Origin of the sequence: Psychrobacter sp. ASPA161_9 (assembly GCF_051970275.1) — a bacterium.
Taxonomy (GTDB): domain Bacteria; phylum Pseudomonadota; class Gammaproteobacteria; order Pseudomonadales; family Moraxellaceae; genus Psychrobacter.
Genome location: NZ_JBEFNI010000008.1, coordinates 62,865 through 81,064 on the forward strand (window position 1 = coordinate 62,865; position 18,200 = coordinate 81,064).

The 18,200-nt window shown below is 41.5% G+C and carries 19 protein-coding genes; 2 read left to right on the plus strand and 17 right to left on the minus strand.

Translation table 11 applies throughout. The features are described 5' to 3' along the window. The first annotated feature begins 18 nt into the window (after positions 1 to 18). Positions 19 to 576 carry a DUF4442 domain-containing protein gene (locus ACTQ9S_RS10190; RefSeq protein ID WP_440454882.1) on the plus strand — a complete coding sequence of 186 codons (558 nt, stop codon included), beginning with the start codon at positions 19 to 21 and terminating at the stop codon, positions 574 to 576. A gap of 194 nt (positions 577 to 770) precedes the next feature. On the opposite strand, the gene rplS is transcribed toward ACTQ9S_RS10190, so the two are convergent. The 4 genes from rplS to rpsP form a co-directional block, all read right to left on the minus strand. Continuing rightward, a complete protein-coding gene (rplS, locus tag ACTQ9S_RS10195) occupies positions 771 to 1,190 on the minus strand; it encodes a 50S ribosomal protein L19 (protein WP_068038340.1) in 420 nt (139 codons plus the stop codon). 161 nt (positions 1,191 to 1,351) lie between these two features. Further along, entirely contained in the window at positions 1,352 to 2,146 is a 795-nt protein-coding gene (gene trmD, locus ACTQ9S_RS10200) for a tRNA (guanosine(37)-N1)-methyltransferase TrmD (protein ID WP_440454883.1), read from the minus strand. Between the two features lie 63 nt (positions 2,147 to 2,209). Beyond that, positions 2,210 to 2,743: a ribosome maturation factor RimM gene (rimM, locus tag ACTQ9S_RS10205; protein WP_068038346.1), complete on the minus strand. Its 534-nt coding sequence runs from the start codon at positions 2,741 to 2,743 to the stop codon at positions 2,210 to 2,212. Positions 2,744 to 2,909: 166 nt separating this feature from the next. After that, the gene (gene rpsP / locus ACTQ9S_RS10210) at positions 2,910 to 3,179 is read right to left on the minus strand and encodes a 30S ribosomal protein S16 (RefSeq protein ID WP_068038349.1); all 270 of its coding nucleotides are present in this window, start codon (positions 3,177 to 3,179) and stop codon (positions 2,910 to 2,912) included. Positions 3,180 to 3,432: 253 nt separating this feature from the next. On the opposite strand from rpsP, the gene ACTQ9S_RS10215 reads away from it, so the two are divergent. After that, positions 3,433 to 4,902: an ATP-binding protein gene (locus ACTQ9S_RS10215; RefSeq protein WP_068038353.1), complete on the plus strand. Its 1,470-nt coding sequence runs from the start codon at positions 3,433 to 3,435 to the stop codon at positions 4,900 to 4,902. A 46-nt stretch (positions 4,903 to 4,948) separates the two neighbouring features. Here ACTQ9S_RS10215 and ACTQ9S_RS10220 read toward each other — a convergent pair whose 3' ends face one another. The 13 genes from ACTQ9S_RS10220 to ACTQ9S_RS10280 all read right to left on the minus strand — a co-directional run bounded on the left by ACTQ9S_RS10220 (position 4,949) and on the right by ACTQ9S_RS10280 (position 18,001). Beyond that, positions 4,949 to 5,128: a hypothetical protein gene (locus ACTQ9S_RS10220; RefSeq protein ID WP_068038356.1), complete on the minus strand. Its 180-nt coding sequence runs from the start codon at positions 5,126 to 5,128 to the stop codon at positions 4,949 to 4,951. 201 nt (positions 5,129 to 5,329) lie between these two features. Then, positions 5,330 to 7,018: an ATP-binding protein gene (locus tag ACTQ9S_RS10225; RefSeq protein ID WP_440454884.1), complete on the minus strand. Its 1,689-nt coding sequence runs from the start codon at positions 7,016 to 7,018 to the stop codon at positions 5,330 to 5,332. A gap of 324 nt (positions 7,019 to 7,342) precedes the next feature. Then, positions 7,343 to 8,053 carry a response regulator gene (locus ACTQ9S_RS10230; RefSeq protein WP_068039516.1) on the minus strand — a complete coding sequence of 237 codons (711 nt, stop codon included), beginning with the start codon at positions 8,051 to 8,053 and terminating at the stop codon, positions 7,343 to 7,345. Positions 8,054 to 8,592: 539 nt separating this feature from the next. Further along, a complete protein-coding gene (locus ACTQ9S_RS10235; protein ID WP_068038362.1) occupies positions 8,593 to 9,009 on the minus strand; it encodes a F0F1 ATP synthase subunit epsilon in 417 nt (138 codons plus the stop codon). 104 nt (positions 9,010 to 9,113) lie between these two features. Continuing rightward, the gene (atpD, locus tag ACTQ9S_RS10240; RefSeq protein WP_068038365.1) at positions 9,114 to 10,547 is read right to left on the minus strand and encodes a F0F1 ATP synthase subunit beta; all 1,434 of its coding nucleotides are present in this window, start codon (positions 10,545 to 10,547) and stop codon (positions 9,114 to 9,116) included. A gap of 38 nt (positions 10,548 to 10,585) precedes the next feature. Further along, complete coding sequence (atpG, locus tag ACTQ9S_RS10245; RefSeq protein ID WP_068038369.1) at positions 10,586 to 11,467, minus strand: F0F1 ATP synthase subunit gamma; 882 nt, start codon at positions 11,465 to 11,467, stop codon at positions 10,586 to 10,588. Between the two features lie 218 nt (positions 11,468 to 11,685). Beyond that, positions 11,686 to 13,230, minus strand: coding sequence for a F0F1 ATP synthase subunit alpha (atpA, locus tag ACTQ9S_RS10250; RefSeq protein ID WP_068038372.1), 1,545 nt, complete (start codon positions 13,228 to 13,230; stop codon positions 11,686 to 11,688). Between the two features lie 92 nt (positions 13,231 to 13,322). Continuing rightward, a complete protein-coding gene (locus ACTQ9S_RS10255) occupies positions 13,323 to 13,946 on the minus strand; it encodes a F0F1 ATP synthase subunit delta (protein WP_068038375.1) in 624 nt (207 codons plus the stop codon). A 13-nt stretch (positions 13,947 to 13,959) separates the two neighbouring features. Next, positions 13,960 to 14,430, minus strand: a complete 471-nt coding sequence (locus tag ACTQ9S_RS10260) for a F0F1 ATP synthase subunit B (RefSeq protein WP_068038378.1) — start codon at positions 14,428 to 14,430, stop codon at positions 13,960 to 13,962. A gap of 117 nt (positions 14,431 to 14,547) precedes the next feature. Continuing rightward, complete coding sequence (gene atpE / locus ACTQ9S_RS10265) at positions 14,548 to 14,796, minus strand: F0F1 ATP synthase subunit C (protein ID WP_010197960.1); 249 nt, start codon at positions 14,794 to 14,796, stop codon at positions 14,548 to 14,550. A 33-nt stretch (positions 14,797 to 14,829) separates the two neighbouring features. Beyond that, on the minus strand, positions 14,830 to 15,699 hold the full coding sequence (gene atpB / locus ACTQ9S_RS10270) for a F0F1 ATP synthase subunit A (RefSeq protein WP_068038382.1): 870 nt from the start codon (positions 15,697 to 15,699) through the stop codon (positions 14,830 to 14,832). Positions 15,700 to 16,524: 825 nt separating this feature from the next. Beyond that, on the minus strand, positions 16,525 to 16,923 hold the full coding sequence (locus ACTQ9S_RS10275; protein WP_068038385.1) for an ATP synthase subunit I: 399 nt from the start codon (positions 16,921 to 16,923) through the stop codon (positions 16,525 to 16,527). 286 nt (positions 16,924 to 17,209) lie between these two features. Beyond that, complete coding sequence (locus ACTQ9S_RS10280; RefSeq protein WP_350657109.1) at positions 17,210 to 18,001, minus strand: metal ABC transporter solute-binding protein, Zn/Mn family; 792 nt, start codon at positions 17,999 to 18,001, stop codon at positions 17,210 to 17,212. Between the last annotated feature and the right edge of the window lie 199 nt (positions 18,002 to 18,200).

Sequence of the window (18,200 nt, forward strand, 5' to 3'; positions counted from 1 at the left end):
AGACAGAAGGATAACAGTATGAGCTTCCTACCCAAGAATTTAGAGAACTTAAGACGCAAAACTAAAAAGAATATTATGCCCCTACTAACACCGCATTTACTCAAGCTGCGTATTAATACTTATGCGCCTTATGTCGGTGCTGGTATTAAGGTCGAGCATGTCGATTTGGATCAAGGTTTGTGCGTAGTAAGTATGGGTCTTAACAGTCTGAATAAAAACATCGTTGGTACGCAATTCGGTGGTAGCTTGTATTCAATGGTCGACCCTTTTTATATGCTAATGCTTATGCATCAATTGGGCAGTACTTATGTGGTATGGGATAAAAGCTCATATATTGAGTTCATTGCACCCGGTAATAGTAAAGTTACTACCCGCATGAAAATTCCCAGTACAGAAATTGCCACTATTCAAAATTTAGCAAAAGATGGTGAACCAGTATTCCGCGAATATAGAACGGATATTGTTGATAGTCAGCAAAAAATTATTGCTACCGTTACTAAAACGATTTACATTCGTTTGCGTAAGCACAGCAAGTCTAAAGACCAAAGCAACCGTATAGATAACATTGACTTCTAGGTTTAAAACTTAAAGCTATACAAACAAAAACCCCAATCTGGCATCTGCACAGATTGGGGTTTTGTCTTTTTTGGTACGCCTACTTATTTATATGATAAACCTATGAATAAGGGCTTGTATCTACTTTTGCTTGGTTGCGTACCGTACTATAGACGGTTCATCAACTACAGCAAGCTTAAGCGAAATGCTTAAACTTAGATACCAGGTGCAGTCTCAACTGCACTAGGTACGCCTGCATCAGTTTTTTTCTGAGTTGGACGTGCAACCAGCTTTTCGCGGATACGTGCTGATTTACCAGAACGTTCACGTAAGTAGTATAGTTTCGCACGGCGAACAGCACCGCGGCGTTTCACTTCAATGCTATCGATGATTGGTGAATGCAATTGGAATGCACGCTCAACACCAACGCCGCTTGAAATTTTACGTACGGTAAACGCTGAGTTTAGACCACGGTTACGCTTAGCAATTACAACGCCTTCAAAAGCCTGTAAACGCTCACGTTCGCCTTCACGTACTTTTACTTGTACCACAACGGTATCGCCGGGTGCAAAGTTTGGGCGCTCAAGCAATTGAGCGTTTTCGATGACCTGAACCAATGGATGCTTGTTGCTCATGAGAGTTATCTCCTCACATTAGATAATAGAGGCTTAACGCATATCACCTGTTTGTAATAATTAATCGTGCCTATTATTAATAGTTTGTATTGATTTATATTAATAACAGACACAACATAAATGGGGTCTGAAAAACGGCCATTATCGTATGGCCTGTTTTATTATTGATCAAGATTCTCAGTATTAACTGTTTTTGAACTATTCTTTTTTGCTAGTGCTTTTAGCCATGCAGCTTGTTGCGCGCTTGGTGTAAACACTTGCCATAAGTCTGGTCGTCGCACTTTGGTACGTTCGACCTGTTGACTAAAGCGCCACTTAGCGATGTTAGCATGGTGGCCAGATAGCAATACCTCAGGTACTGCCATACCGGCAAACTCATGCGGCTTAGTATAGTGTGGACAATCAAGCAAACCATCGACAAACGAGTCTTGTTCAGCTGACTTGTCATCACCCATTGTATCGGGTAGACGACGTATTACACTATCCATTAATACCATCGCTGGCAGCTCGCCACCACTTAGCACATAGTCTCCAATCGACACTTCCATATCAACATACTGCGATAGTAGGCGCTCATCAATGCCTTCGTAACGACCACATAATAAAATCATGCCATCATACTCAGCCATACTGACCACACTACTCTCGCTCAGCGTTTGTCCTTGTGGCGACATATAAATCACCGGACAATGCGCTTTATCGATACGGCAGCCATGTTGACTAGCGCGCAATCGAGCATCTTCAATAGCTTGCGACAATGGCTCTGCCATCATCACCATACCAGGTCCACCGCCATAAGGACGTTCATCAATACGGCGGTAATTATCCGTGGTATAGTCGCGTGGATTAATGCATTCAATTGTGACCTGCTCCTGAGTCACTGCTCGTCCCGTAATACCAAAATTACGAATCGTAGCAAACATCTCAGGGAAAATACTAATCACAGCGAAATACATCTGACCTCTGCTTAAATAACGACTGTATGAATATATTATTAATTCAATTCTATTAAGATTAAATCAATAATCGCTTGGCCATGCGACATAAACTGCTTTATCGGTCATATCGACCTTTATGACAGTTTGTGTATGCCATGGTATCAGGCGCTCTTCATTATCTAAGCTGTCTGATTTTGCCGCTACACGCATAATGTCATGAGCGCCGGTTTCAAACATCTCAGCAATATTACCAAGATACTCATCTTGCTCATTCAAAACTCTCAGCCCAACCAAATCCGACCAAAAAAACTCGTCTTCAGAAGCTTCAGGCAGTGAGTCTTTAGCGACCCAGATCGCAACACCGTTCATGGTTTCAGCAATATTACGGTCAGGAACTTGCTCGAACTGAGCCACAAGTCCTGTACCTTGCTGACGCCACTTGCTAACAGTCAACGGCTTCATACCAGTGGCAGTTTTAATCCACCACGGCTGCATGCCAAATATTGCCTCATGCTGATCAGTGTCACTAAACACCCATAGCCAGCCTTTAATACCGTAAGGCTTTTTAAGCTGGCCGATCTTCATAAGAGTGCTGACGTCTGGAACAGATGACATAACGGCTAACCTAACAATGAGTAAAACAGCGATTGTCGATATAAAAACAACCGAACTAAATAGTAAAAACAGTTAATGGCGTACACCAGTAAAAACCAGTTACGCTATGTATTCTAAAGTAGACTAAATAACGTAAAATACGCTATTAGTACTCAACAACCAAAACTTAAGCAGTTGCTTCAGTTTGAGCTGCAGACTTGTTGTAAGCTTTTACTAATGAAGCAACGCGATCTGAAGGTTGTGCACCTTTAGCGATCCACGCATTGTACGCTTCCATGTTTAGGCGTACTGCTTCTTCAGACTCTTTAGCGAGTGGGTTAAAAAAGCCGATGTTTTCAATATAGCGACCGTCACGCGCGCGGCGTTGATCAGCAACAACTACTTGATAAAATGGGCGTTTCTTGGCACCGCCCCGTGCTAAACGAATAACAACCATGTGAATTCTCTCTTTCGCAGGTATACCAAAAAGGGCATAATTATATCACAGTCTTGTTTTATTGAAAACATAAACTGTGTTTATTTAATCACTATTATTACAATAGCTTAAATACCATTTGCAATCCCATTATGTTAGGCATTATTCGTTGATAAAGTAGCCAATATCCAGCATTTAACGATAGTAATCCCATAGCACCTGAGTCACTATTGCACTATACTTTATTGCATTCTTGCAAGAGCTATAGATTCTTATGATCAATCCAACTCCTCGTTTGCGTCGAATTGCTTGGCTGCCCCATTCATACTCTAGTACTTGGCTGACGACTTTAATGGTCGCTTTCATAGTAATCATCAGTGTCGGTCTGTCAATTTGGTTTTTTTGGCGCAGTCTGTATCTGCCAGAGCTCAAAAACCACGCTCGCTACCTAACGAGTGAGCTGCGCTTAATGAATAGTGTCAGAGAAGATTGGCGAGATAACCCAAAAATGCAACAGTGGGTCTATAAGAATTCGCACGTAGTAGTGATTGATAATCCTAGTGATTTTCCGCAGGTTGAAGATAAAGCCTTTGTAGGAGTATTTACAGACGTCTTACAACGTGAAATTGGCGCACAATTAGGACGACCTGTCGAAGTCTATTTCAAATTTAAGCCCACACCTCAACTGTGGGTACAAGATAGCCGTAATCAAAGTTTTTGGATTCGTGAACCAGTCGTCTATTATTCGCAATACAGTCCAACATTGTTAGCCCTATTTTTATTAGGACTACCTATTTTGACCCTACTAACGATTATATTGTTAGCGCGTCAATTAAACCGTCCCCTTCGTCATTTACAACGTGCTGCAACCAATTATATCAGTCTTGGTCACGCGACTACCTTGCCCACGCGCGCAGGTCCTACCGAGATTCGACAAGTTAATATGGCATTTAATCGACTGTTTACCACACTTAATCAAGCGCAAAAAGAGCGGACTATCATGCTTGCTGGTATCTCACATGACCTGCGCACCCCGCTGACACGCATGCGCTTAACAGCCGAGATGCTGCCAGATGACTTTTTCCGTGAAGGGTTGATTTACGATATTGAAGATATGGATGCAATTTTGGAGCAGTTTATATCTTTTATGAAAGATGGCTCTGATGAGCCTGTGCACCTGACCAATCTAGACGCTATATTTAATGAGATTATGGTGCAGTTTGCGCCTATGAAGTTTGTTTACCAATCAGAACTTCAGAAAGCCGTACCGATACGGCCCCTGTCGATCAAACGCTTGGTTATTAACCTTGTGAACAATGCCAATCGTTATGGTAAACCGCCGATCTATCTATCAGCCACGGTCGTACCGACTTTTATAGAGGCAGCAGTTACAGAAGATACTGATATAGTCACGGAGAGCAAGGTTAATGAAGAAGCTCAAGAGCAATTGATGATATGTGTGCGCGACTGTGGTGATGGTGTCGCAGAAGATCAGTTAGAGCGTATTATGCAGCCATTTGAACGAGGTGAGACAGCACGTACTACTCAAGGTAGCGGGCTTGGTCTAGCCATTGTTAGTCGTATCGCACGTCTACATCACGGTACTGTAGAAGCCATCAATCATCCAGATGGTGGCCTACAAGTTTGTGTCCGCATCCCTCTTCTATCTAAAGTTGCTGGTGAAGAGACCGTCGCTAATAAGCTTCCTAAGCCAGACAATGCTGTTAATGGTGAGGACTACTGATGGTATTAACTAAAGACGACCATAGAAAAACTGTTTGAAGAGAGTATTATTCTTTAGTACCAATCAATGGTGGTATATGCTTAGCACTATTAGTAAATGTCATAGGGTGTGTCAGCTCAGCTTGCGCCGCTTGTAGACTTTCGGTAGCAGTTGGTTGTTGTACAAACAAGTAGTAACCAAGCATTAATGCATTCAATAGCACTAAACCACCAAATAAATAAGGCATCCTCAATCTCCTTTTAAACCTTGTATTCAAAATAGTGATAAATATAGTATTACCGTAAATATGATTATTAGCTCATCACCGCATGACATATGGCTTCTATTAATATTTCATGCGGTCAACTCCATCAACCATGCTAAATAGTATTTTTAACTAACAGCATTTTGTTGTGTTGGCCATTTACTAGTTATCACAAATTCTAGATTATTTATTACTAAAATCACGGTTGCTTTTTTCTTGAGTCAACTCATCAGCGGCTAGAACTTGTGTTAATGGCTTGATAGGCCATGTCATGACAAACCTTGCGCCACCCAAATCATCACTCTCATCTACTTTCATACTACCATTGAACCAAAACGCAATGCGCGACACGATAGACAGTCCTAGCCCATAACCACCTGATGCTCGGGTACGACTATCGTCTAAACGTGAAAATGGAATAAAGACCTTTTCGCGATCAGCTTCAGCAATGCCATGGCCATCATCTTCAACACTCACGAAAGCATTACCCTTTTTGACACCAGCACTGATAATTATAGTGGTTTCTGCATAGCGCAACGCATTACCAGCAAGGTTTTGAATAACGCGGTGTAAATAACGTCGATCCGCTATCGCTGTCACTTTCGCACTAGGTGGCTGCCCAACGATTTCGATAGATTTACCTAAAGCGTTGGTTTCACGCACTACCTGTTCAATGAGTTCCTTAAGGTTTACTGGCTCTAAATCTAACTTTGGCGAACCTTCCTCAAGCTTTGCATAAGTCAAAATCTCGTCAATAAGCCCGTTAAGTGCTTCGATATCTTCATCAATATAGTCACGCTGCATATGCCGCGAGTCTTCATCATCTGTATCAGCAAGCATATCTACAGCAAAGCGAATACGGGCAACGGGGGTACGTAATTCATGCGATACCGCGCGCGTCAACTCGCGCTGCGATTCAATCAAGCGTTTAATGTGTTCTGTCATGGCATTAAATGTCGCGGATAAACGCGCAATTTCATCTTGTCCAATGACCTGTACCTGAATATCAAGATTGCCTTGGCTGACTTCGTTAACCCCTACTTGAATCAGCTGCAACTTACGCTCAAGTGGGAAAATCAACGCATAAACACCTAGGCTAATCAAGAACATGCTGATCAGAACCATACTGATAATTAGATTTAATGGGAACCAGTTAAACAGAGGGACAGGACCCATTACAATAGCCATGTCATTGATTTCGGAAGGTACAATGATTCTAATGGCTGAGTTACCTCGGCTAGTGCTACTATCTTGAAATAATATAACCACTTCATCACGACGTAAACGCGCCATCTGATCATTATCTAAACCTAACGCATTGACACCTTTAAGCTCCAATGGAAAAGAAAATTTCTCTTCTAATTCTTTTAGACGTGTGCGCTTAGCCGACAATGTCGTATAGTAGGACAAGTCATCTAGTAAAAATACTGCCATGGCACGTACTTGTTGTTCTGTGACCTGCGATATTCTGACTGTTAATACGCTGTTGCCATCTGGCAGACGGTGATAGACATCGGCATAGGTAGGCTGATTAATATAGCGCACCACCGTGTCACCATTGTCAAAACGGCGCAGCTCGCTTGAGCTGAAGTCAATCTCATTTATAGGTACAATACGAAAAGTCGAACCAAACAGACTACTGGCATCTGATAACCAATACTCGCGTTGAGTCTCGCTTATTTGACGTCCTATGCCTTCACTGACCAAATAAAAAGCCCCTGTGGCCATATTTTCACGATATGACTGTACCCGTTCCTTATTGATAGTATCCATCAATAACTGGGCAAATAAGGCTACACAGAGGCAGACTATCAACAGTCCGGCATAAATTCGAACAAAAATACTGTGCTTTAGAGAAGAGACTAATGACATACGTGCCGTGACCAAACTGTTGAATAGTAACTGCTAATACCACTCTGTATTGTGAATGACATTAAGCACTGTTTAATAAGATAGAATCTTGAGTTATATATTTCACTGCTATATTTTAATGCGATAAACTACATGCGAAAACTGGCTAAAACCATATCTGTACAGTATATATTCAGCTAGCGTCCATAATTATCGCTTAATTAAACCACATAACGCTTCTCTTAAGTTTAAAAACTTAAAATTTAGCCACAAAAAAACCAGCAGAGCGCTGGTTTTTTATTAATCTGATCGCAACGACAAGTCATTGCCTAGATCAAAGTAAGCTTAGTTGCCTTCTTTAACGAACAGATAGCCTTTACTGCGTACCGTCTTAATACGTTTTGGATTTTCTGGATCATCACCAATTTTAGGACGAATACGTGAGATACGCACATCGATAGAGCGATCTTGACCATCATATTCGATACCACGCAGACGCTCAAAGATATCTTCGCGTGACAGAATGCGACCAGCATTAGACGCAAGTAACCATAATAGATCATATTCAGCACTGGTAAAGTCAACCAACTCATCACCTAGTGTCACAGAGCGACCACCGTTATCGATGACCAATTCACCAAACTCAAGACGCTGTGGTACATCTTCTGATGGTGCATTTTCAGAGCGACGTAGCAAAGCACGGATACGTGCTAACAGCACACGTGGTTGAGCTGGCTTAGCAACGTAATCATCAGCACCCATCTCAAGACCTAACACCTGATCCATATCTTCTGTACGTGCCGTCAGCATCAAAATTGGGTTTTGATAATGTGGACGCACTTCACGACAAACGGTCAGACCATCACTACCAGGAAGCATGACATCAAGTACCACTAAATCTGGTTGTTCATTGACGATACGACGAATGGCGCGATTGCCATCAGTTTCAATGGCTACTTCTAAACCATTCTTGACCAAATAATCTTGGGTCAACATAGCCAGACGCTCATCATCCTCAACAATCAAAATTCGGGGGGTGTTGTCTTCTTCAGTCATTGTCATTGTTGTATCCTCTAATGTATAAAAATTAATAGCAGGGAATTTAGTAGCACAATAAAATGGAACAATTGATGTTCTTATGGATGGTGCAAACGTGGTAGGACAGTATACTATCAAATCGTCAGCTTCCTATACTATAGCTTATTGTCGTTAACAAAACCTATAAAGAAGATATCCTAAAATTTTAGTCAACGTCCAGTAATTTTAAGTTTTTAATTACTACTATGATTAACTATAGCCCTAACTAGCTATAAATCAAATATTATAGAAAAATTGTTCAGTGACTATTAAAGCTCATTACTCACAATATAACTAAATATAACCATTACTGCTAGTGGCTTAGATGTAGCTAGTATATCGAACTCAATAAGTTCGTTAGTTACTTTGATAAAAGTAAACATTTAAGCTCTAAACAGTCTTTACGTTATTGCTGATTATAATCATTAGCACTTTTCTTGCAGCAAAAAAAACAGCCCTTAAAGGACTGTTTTTATAATACATTAATTAGCGTTAAAGTGAAGTATTTTCGAACAACCTTAAGCACGGTTTTTATATTTGCGGATAGTCTGTAACTGTGCAACTGACTCTGCTAATGAAGCTAATGCTGCATTGGTTTGGACAGTATCAGACTGGTTAACGAGCATCTGTTCAGCTTTCTTACGTGCTTCAACGATTTTACTTTCGTCAAGGTTATGTGCACGCATCGCTGTATCGGCTAACACCGTAACCATTTTTGGTTGTACTTCTAACACACCACCTGATACGTAAATGACTTCTTCTTCACCGTTAGGCGTTTGCACTCGCATCGGGCCAGGTTTTAGCAAAGTAATAAGTGGTGTGTGGCCTGGCAACACACCAATTTCGCCTTCGCTACCGCTAGCGATTAACATACTTATTTCGCCTGAATATAACTCTTCACGGGCACTTACGACGCGACATTGTAACGTTGCCATACCTAATTCCTTACGTTCAAAACACAATCAAAACTGCGATGCATTACTGACGAGTAGACATCATAATTATAATCTATCTACTCGTTAGCGACTACTGATACAAATTACGCTGCAGAAGATTTCATTTTTTCTGCTTTAGCAACTACTTCGTCGATGCCACCAGCCATATAGAATGCTTGTTCTGGTAGATCATCATACTCACCAGCGATAATTGCTTTAAAGCTAGCAATGGTATCGCGTAGTGGTACATATTTACCTGGTGCACCAGTAAAGACTTCAGCAACGTGGAATGGCTGTGATAAGAAGCGCTGAATTTTACGCGAACGATAAACGACTAGCTTATCTTCTTCTGATAACTCATCCATACCTAGGATGGCAATGATGTCTTTTAGCTCTCTATAGCGCTGCAAGATTTCCTGTACGCCACGAGCAACATTATAATGCTCTTCGCCAATTACTAATGGATCTAGCTGACGCGAGGTTGAATCCAATGGATCAACCGCAGGATAGATACCTTGTGAAGCAATATCACGGCTTAGTACAACAGTCGCATCCAAGTGAGCAAACGTCGTTGCTGGTGATGGATCCGTCAAATCATCCGCAGGAACATATACGGCTTGAACTGAAGTAATAGAACCTGACTGCGTTGAAGTAATACGCTCTTGTAGCATACCCATCTCTTCAGCGAGTGTTGGCTGATAACCAACTGCTGATGGCATACGACCTAACAATGCTGATACTTCAGTACCGGCTAGTGTATAGCGATAAATGTTATCAACGAATAATAGTACGTCACGACCTTTACCAGTTTCAGGATCTTTGGTATCACGGAAGTACTCAGCCATGGTCAAACCAGACAGTGCAACACGTAGACGGTTACCTGGTGGCTCATTCATCTGACCATATACCATCGCAACTTTAGATTTGCTAAAGTCTTCAGTATTTACAACGCCAGCTTCTTGCATTTCGTGATAGAAGTCATTCCCTTCACGCGTACGCTCACCAACGCCAGCAAATACTGACAGACCTTCATGTTTAAGGGCGATGTTATTGATCAATTCCATCATGTTGACGGTTTTACCAACACCAGCACCACCAAACAGACCAACTTTACCACCTTTCGCAAACGGGCAAAGTAGATCGATAACTTTAATACCAGTCTCTAACAGCTCAGTGCTGTTTGACTGATCCGCATAGCTTGGTGCTTCACGGTGGATAGACCATTTTTCGTCAGCCTCTACAGGACCTTCTTCATCGATAGGACGACCAAGAACATCCATAATGCGACCAAGCGTACCGATACCAACAGGCACAGCAATAGGTGCACCAGTGTTGGTAACAGATAGGTTACGCTTTAGACCTTCGGTTGATCCCATGGCAATAGTACGTACAATGCCATCACCTAGCTGTTGCTGCACTTCTAGGGTGGTTTCGGTACCGTCTACTTGCAAGGCATCATAAATCTGAGGAACTTCGTTACGGTTGAACTCAACGTCAAGAACCGCGCCAATAATCTGTACAATACGACCGCTACTCATTGCGTTCTCCTTGAACTTCTATATATAGGTGTAGTCAATTATGAAACAGCAGCAGCACCGCCAACGATTTCCGAGATTTCTCGGGTAATCGCCGCTTGACGCAGCTTGTTATAAACCAACTGTAAATCGTTAATTAGGTCACCAGCATTATCTGTTGCCGCTTTCATAGCCACCATACGTGACGACTGTTCAGAGGCAATATTTTCCATTACCGCTTGGTACACAATCGATTCGATATAGCGCCCAAGTAAGTCATCAATCAAAGTTTTGATATCAGGCTCGTAGATATAATCCCAGCTAAGTTCCGTCTGCATACCGCTTTCTTCATCGCTAAATGAACCCTCTGGCAAAGGTACCAGTTGATTAACAGTTGGCTTTTGAGTCATGGCATTGACGAACTTGTTATATACGACATAGATACGGTCTATTTTACCGTTACTATAGTCATCAAGCATAGCTTGAACCGGTGAGTTTATTTGCTCAAAGGTCGGCTTATCGCCATAGTCAGTTACTGCAGAAGTTACTTTACCGCCAAAGCTCTTAAAAAAGCTAACACCTTTAGCACCAATAACGGCAAATTCAGCTTGAACTGACTGATCTTGATAGTTTTGAATACTTTTAGATAATGCTTTGAATAGGTTAATATTCAAACCACCCGCAAGTCCGCGATCGGATGTGATGACGATGTAGCCAACCTTATCTACTGGACGCGATACCATGTACGGATGTTTATAGTCTGATGAAGCATGCACCAAATGTGAAATAACCCGGCGCATACTATCAGCATACGGGCGACCCACTTCCATGCGCTCTTGAGCACGGCGCATTTTACTCGCCGCTACCATTTGCATGGCACGAGTAATTTTTTGGGTGCTTTTAATACTGGTGACTTTGGCACGTATCTCTTTTAAGCTTGCCATAATGATTCCAATATAAGAGGGTTAAAAAGCATTGGCGCATGCAACAATCAATTAATATAAAAAATTAAACTTGCAGAATAATGTTTTTCATTCTTGTAGCATTGCGCGATCTAATACCGTCAATGGTTAGAACAGTGGCGCAAATATCTATTCAGACAACGCGCCACTTTATCAAGCTATAAACTACAGCTATAACCAATTCGGCTTAACCCGTTAAATTAATAACTGTGATTTTGTTTAAAGGTCTCTAAAGCTGACTTTAAACGACCTGCGATGTCATCATTGTAGTTCGCAGTGTCATCAATCTCACGCATCAATTCACTTTGCTCATCATGCATATAACGTAAGTAAGCTTCTTCAAAAGAACCAATTTTTTCAACTGGTACATCTGCTAAGAATCCTTCGTTTGAAGCATAGATAACAGCTGCTTGTTCAGCAACAGACATTGGCTGATACTGTTTTTGCTTCATAAGTTCAGTAACACGCTCACCATGATCAAGCTGTTCGCGAGTCGCATCATCAAGATCTGATGCAAACTGAGCAAATGCTGCCAGTTCACGATACTGAGCTAGTGCAGTACGAATACCACCAGATAGCTTTTTGATAATCTTAGTCTGAGCAGCACCACCAACACGAGATACCGAAATACCAGCGTTTACTGCTGGACGAATACCTGAGTTAAATAAGCTAGATTCTAAGAAAATCTGACCATCAGTAATTGAAATTACGTTGGTTGGTACGAATGCAGATACGTCACCAGCTTGAGTTTCAATAATCGGTAATGCGGTTAACGAACCAGTTTTACCAACTACTTCACCGTTAGTGAATTTCTCTACGTAAGCCGCATTTACACGTGATGCACGCTCAAGTAGACGTGAATGTAAATAGAATACGTCCCCTGGATAAGCTTCACGACCTGGCGGACGACGTAACAATAGTGAAATCTGACGATAAGCGACGGCTTGTTTTGATAAATCATCAAATACAATTAGTGCGTCTTCACCGCGGTCACGGAAGTACTCGCCCATCGTACAACCTGAGTACGGTGCGATATACTGTAGTGCTGCTGGCTCTGAAGCTGAAGCAACTACTACCGTAGTGTATTCAAGTGCGCCAGTTTGCTCAAGCTTACGTACAACGTTAGCGATCGTAGAACGCTTCTGACCGATGGCCACGTATACACACTTAATACCAGATGATTTCTGTGCAATGATTGCATCGATAGCCATCGCGGTTTTACCCGTCTGACGATCACCAATGATAAGCTCACGCTGACCACGACCGATTGGGATCATGGTATCAACAGCTTTATAACCAGTCATTACTGGTTGATCTACTGATTGACGGTCGATAACGCCTGGAGCGATTTTTTCGACTTTGTCAGTCATCTTAGCATCGATAGGACCTTTACCATCAATAGGATTACCCAAGGCGTCAACAACACGGCCTAGCAGCTCAGGACCTACCGGTACTTCAAGAATACGACCAGTACAATAGGCTTTTTGACCTTCTTGCAGCTTTAGGTAATCACCAAGTACTACCGCGCCAACAGAATCACGCTCTAAGTTAAGAGCCATTCCGTAGATTTCGCCTTCAAACTCAATCATTTCGCCGTACATGGCATCTTCAAGACCATGAATCTGCACGATACCGTCAGATACTTTGACAATCGTGCCTTCATTCTTTGCAGTTGCACCCGCATCAAGGTCTTGAATACGCTGCTTAATCAGGTTACTGATTTCCGCTGGATTCAATTGTTGCATTGCCTTGTTTCCTTTAATTTATGATAACCCGCCCACTGACTTAAATGCTCTTATATCACGCAGTTTTTATTCAACTGCGTCGACGAATGGCATTAGGCAGTTAGCTGTGTTTTTAACTGTTGTAACTTGCCACGCATAGAATCATCGATGATTTTATCACCAATTTTGATCGTAGCGCCTGCCAAAAGACTAGGATCAACCGCTTCATGAATTACTACACTAGCATTTAGCGAGGCAGCAAGACGTGTTTCCAACAGCTCACGCTGTGCGTCGGTCAATGGATAGGCAGAAGTCACATATGCGTCAAGCTGCTTTAAGCTTAAAGCCTTGTGACGGCGATAATGCTCATAAACTTCAGGAAGCAGTGCCAGACGCTCTTGTTCTGATAACTGATTAACGAAGTTGCTAAGCGCTATTGATACTTTTGGATAGCTGGCGTTACTGTCATGGCGATGCCCTTGGGTCTCACCTAACAACTGCTTAAAAGCAGAATCACTAGCGCTAGCTACTTGTGTATCATAAAGATCGACCAAAGCAGCTGACTTATGCTCAGCAGAAACGGCTGGATTGTCTAGCAACGGTTGGAACGATTTGTCATTGACAATCGTACTGGCAATGAATAAGAAGTCTTCCCATTCATTGACCACTCCGTGTTCATTGGCATAGTCAAACGCGGCTTTAGCGTACGGTCGTGCTAAGGTTGATAAGTCAGCCATTATATCCTCACAATTACAGCTTCGCCGCCAGTTGGTCTAACATACTGGCATGTTTTTGCACATCGACTTTTTCTTGCAAAATCTTCTCTGCACCAAGTACAGCCAGTTCAGCAACTTGGGCACGCAATGATTCGCGCGCTTGATTGATTTCTTGGTCGATAGACGCTTGCGCTTGTTGACGAATGCGCTCGCCTTCCATTTGGGCTTGCGATTTAGCATCTTCGACGAGCTGATTGGCGCTTTTATTTGCTTGCTCGATCAAAGCCGCAGCTTTAGTCTTTGCAAGATCAAGCTCCTGCTGTACATCTTGCTCCGCGGTAGCCAAATCTGCTTTTGCTTTTTCTGCGGCATTCAAGCCTTCAGCAATTTTACGCTGACGCTCATTAATGGCACCGATAAGTGGTGGCCACACGAATTTCATGCAAAAAATCACAAATATTGCAAAAGCAATGGCTTGACCGATGAGGGTAGAATTGATATTCACGTGATCACCTCTTTGTTAATGAAAAATCAGTTTCATTGATCATGTTTGGCAGTCAAATTTTGACTATATTTGATAGAAAAACTCCGAATACCAAACATTTACAACTGAGCTTTCTGATTAACCTGCTAGAGGGTTTGCGAACAACAATAGCATAGCAATACCAACACCGATCATCGGAATAGCATCAAGTAGACCTGCTACGATGAACATACGAGTTTGCAATTGTGAGCCAAGCTCTGGCTGACGCGCAACACCTTCTAAGAACTTGCCGCCTAAAATAGCAAAACCAATACCTGTGCCAAGTGCGCCAAGACCGATAAGTAACGCTACTGCGATAACTGTGTAACCACCTAATACTGGATCCATTGATGTATCCTCATTTACCTATTGAATGTCTAATTAATGTTCAGTTGATGATGCAAGCGACATGTAAACTATCGTCAGCATCATAAATACGAACGCTTGAAGTGTAATAATCAAAATGTGGAAGATAGCCCACGGTACCGATAACGCCCATTGAATCCAAAACGGCATAAGAGCAATCAGTATGAAAATCAACTCCCCAGCATACATGTTACCAAATAGACGCAGACCTAGTGAAACAGGTTTTGCAATCAAGGTAACAGCTTCTAAGATAAAGTTGATGGGGATTAAAATAATTTGTAAGATAGGGTTTTTGGTACTAAACGGATGTAGTGTTAACTCACCGATAAAGCCGCCCAAACCTTTTTCTTTAATACTATAAAAGATAATCAACACAAAGACAGAGAACGACATGCCAAGCGTGATGTTAGGATCGGTTGTTGGAACAATCTTAAAGAACACATGATGTGGATCATGGCCCATAGCGGCGCCAATCTGCCCAGCAAGACTTGGAATAAAGTCAATAGGCAATAAATCCATCAAGTTCATCAAGAAGATCCACACAAAAATGGTCAATGCCAAAGGTGCGATCAATTTTGAAGTACCACTGTACGAATCGCGGACGTTGTTATCAACAAACTCAACGATTAACTCAACCGCTGCCTGAGTTTTGCTTGGCACGCCTGAAGTAACTTTTTTGGCAACCATCCAAAAGATGGCACAAAATAAAATACCCAGACCAATTGACCATAGCATAGAATCAAGATGGATAGCCTTAAAGCCCATCAAACCCGCTTCTTCAGCAGTATAGGCGACTTTCCAACCTTCGCCCGGCAGATAGCCGTACGTCCAGTTCGTTAAGTGGTGAGAGATATATTCTGATGATGTTTGTTGCTCGGCTGCCATAATGTAAGCTTCTTATTAATCAACGATTTAATCAACTACCAAAGAATACGGTTGTTATCTGATAAGTATACTAATAACAATATTTGCTTAGATTTAACTGAATCCTTTAAATCGGCCAATAGCCCACTATAAATTCATCTTATCTGCAAATAAATTGCGTTCATATTCTCATGTAATCAACAACATCCAACCCATACTTCTCGTGCAAATACTGATTTTTGACAGACTTTAATAAAATTTAGTTATCAAAAAAGGGCTTGTGATGATTCATTACTAGCCCTTAGCATCTGCACTTAAACATACTTAAAGTTATAATATTAGTGTTTGCCGTTATCTTGTTCGCAAGATATGTGCTTAATACAGCACGTTTAAGCAAAATAATTAGCTGCCTATCTTAATGCAGCGTAGTATTCGTGTAAAGGCAATTATGTGTTTTTTGTCTACTGTGTAACTAAGGTAGCAGCTAGTAGCGTTTAACAATATAGGTTTGCGCCTATAATTAAATTGTAAAACATTATTTTCGCTTGATTATTGTGCTTGGTAACTAAACATCTGCTTAAACATCAGTTAACAGTCACCTCACGCAATTGATATTGCGACCTTTACCTTTACTCTTAATATGTTGAGCAACTATCTTTATAGTAATTTCACAGTATTCTAAAAACAAATTGTTTATTAATTTTCGACTTAGTCGTAGAGAAGTTAGACGGCAGGATGACACTTTTCGTGCTATTAATAACGTTATGCTTGTATAGTTAGCATTGCTATCGTATTAAACAAGTACAGGAGCTTGATAATTGTTTTGAGCAACTGTTCTTCTTGTCGTTAGCGTATGTGCCACAACATCCAACTGTGACTAATTTGCATTACCATAAAACCGATAAATAGCGCAGGCGCAGATAGGGGTTGTACGGTAATAAAAATTAGTGCGAAACCAAACACTGTCAGTAGCCATTTGGCTGCCTGACCTCGATATAGCTGGCTGACAATATGTCGGCGCGCGCGATATCCCGTGTGCCAAAAGATAAAAAAAGCAAATACAGCTTGAGTAGCAAAGCTTAATAGTGCACCAATGGCTGTACTCTTCGCTACGACAAGCTGACTTTGTAGCCAGCTAGTATCTAAAATCCAAGCGACAATGATTAGGATAAATAGTATCCATGCCTGACGCCTAAGGTAGATAGCGATTTTATCTCTTTGCGTGCGTTTGGCAGGTTTGGTCATTAGCTTACCTATAGCGTTGGAATAATAACCGCAGCATTTGGATCATAACAGCATATAAATGGCATGCTTACCTATGAACGGTTCACTATACAGCTGTAACCTTTTAACCAAAATAAAACGCCACTTATTATAAGGAGCAACTAATTATTTAGCAAGCTATATATAGCAAATATCAAGCCTTTAGCTGCTAATTTGCCAATTAATTAGCTATAAGTCCAGTAACCATTACTTAATATTCCAACTAAACCCTTTATAATCTTCAGAAATCTCCGAGTGCTATCAATTGCTAAGATATGCAATCTCGTATCTGCTGAGCCATATTAGTCCAGCCGCTGACGAAGTCTTTACTACCACTCATATCTTCAGCTTGTACGGTAGTATCCACTGGCTGAAGCTTGGCCAGCAAACCTTTAGCAGGACGGCTAGGACTAACCATACACATCCGTTTAGCAGGACGCTGCTCATTAAGCCAACGTAGCTGACTGGCTTTGGGCGCTAGATGATCATCCGTACTTAAGCTACCAATAAGCTCTAACTGCAAAGCTTTTTCAATATATTGATAAGCATCATGATAAGCCCAATAAGGATATGTTTTTTGACTATTTGACTTTGTCAAAGCTACTGCCCTATCGATATGTTGAGCAAATTTCTTTGCGTTGGCTTGATATAGATTTTTGTGTTGTGGATTAGCATGACTGTGAATGACCGCAAGCGCACGGGTAATTGCCTTAGCATTTTCTGGATCTAGCCAAATATGTGGATCCAACGTACCAGCGATAGGTTTGCCCTCGACATCACGCAGTGGATGGCGATTAAAAGCATCAAAAGCAAATAAAGAGATGGCATTAGGAGCAGTATTCAAACTGGATGCTAGGTTGTTCTCTAGGGGCTCGCCAAACCATACGACAAACTTACTATCTTGAATTGCCTTGATATCGCCAGGGCTAATGCTACCATGATGTCCAACCTCTCCTGCTTGTAATAATCTCTGCGCAGACGGCGCGCCCTCAGTCACTGCATTACTTAATAAAAATAATGGATAGTTGCTTACACTAACCGTTGCTGCTTGTGCAGTCATTATAAATGAGCTCAAGAACAATAAAGATACAGTTAACATCCGTTTGGGCTGACGTAATAATCGCCGTATTCCATCGAAAGATAAGCAACTGAGCTTATTGTGAGAATGCTTACTTCTTTTGACCATATTCACGAGATTTTGGTGATTAGGATGCATGTGACATTTGTCCTATGAGTATAATTTAGAAAATAGAACTTAG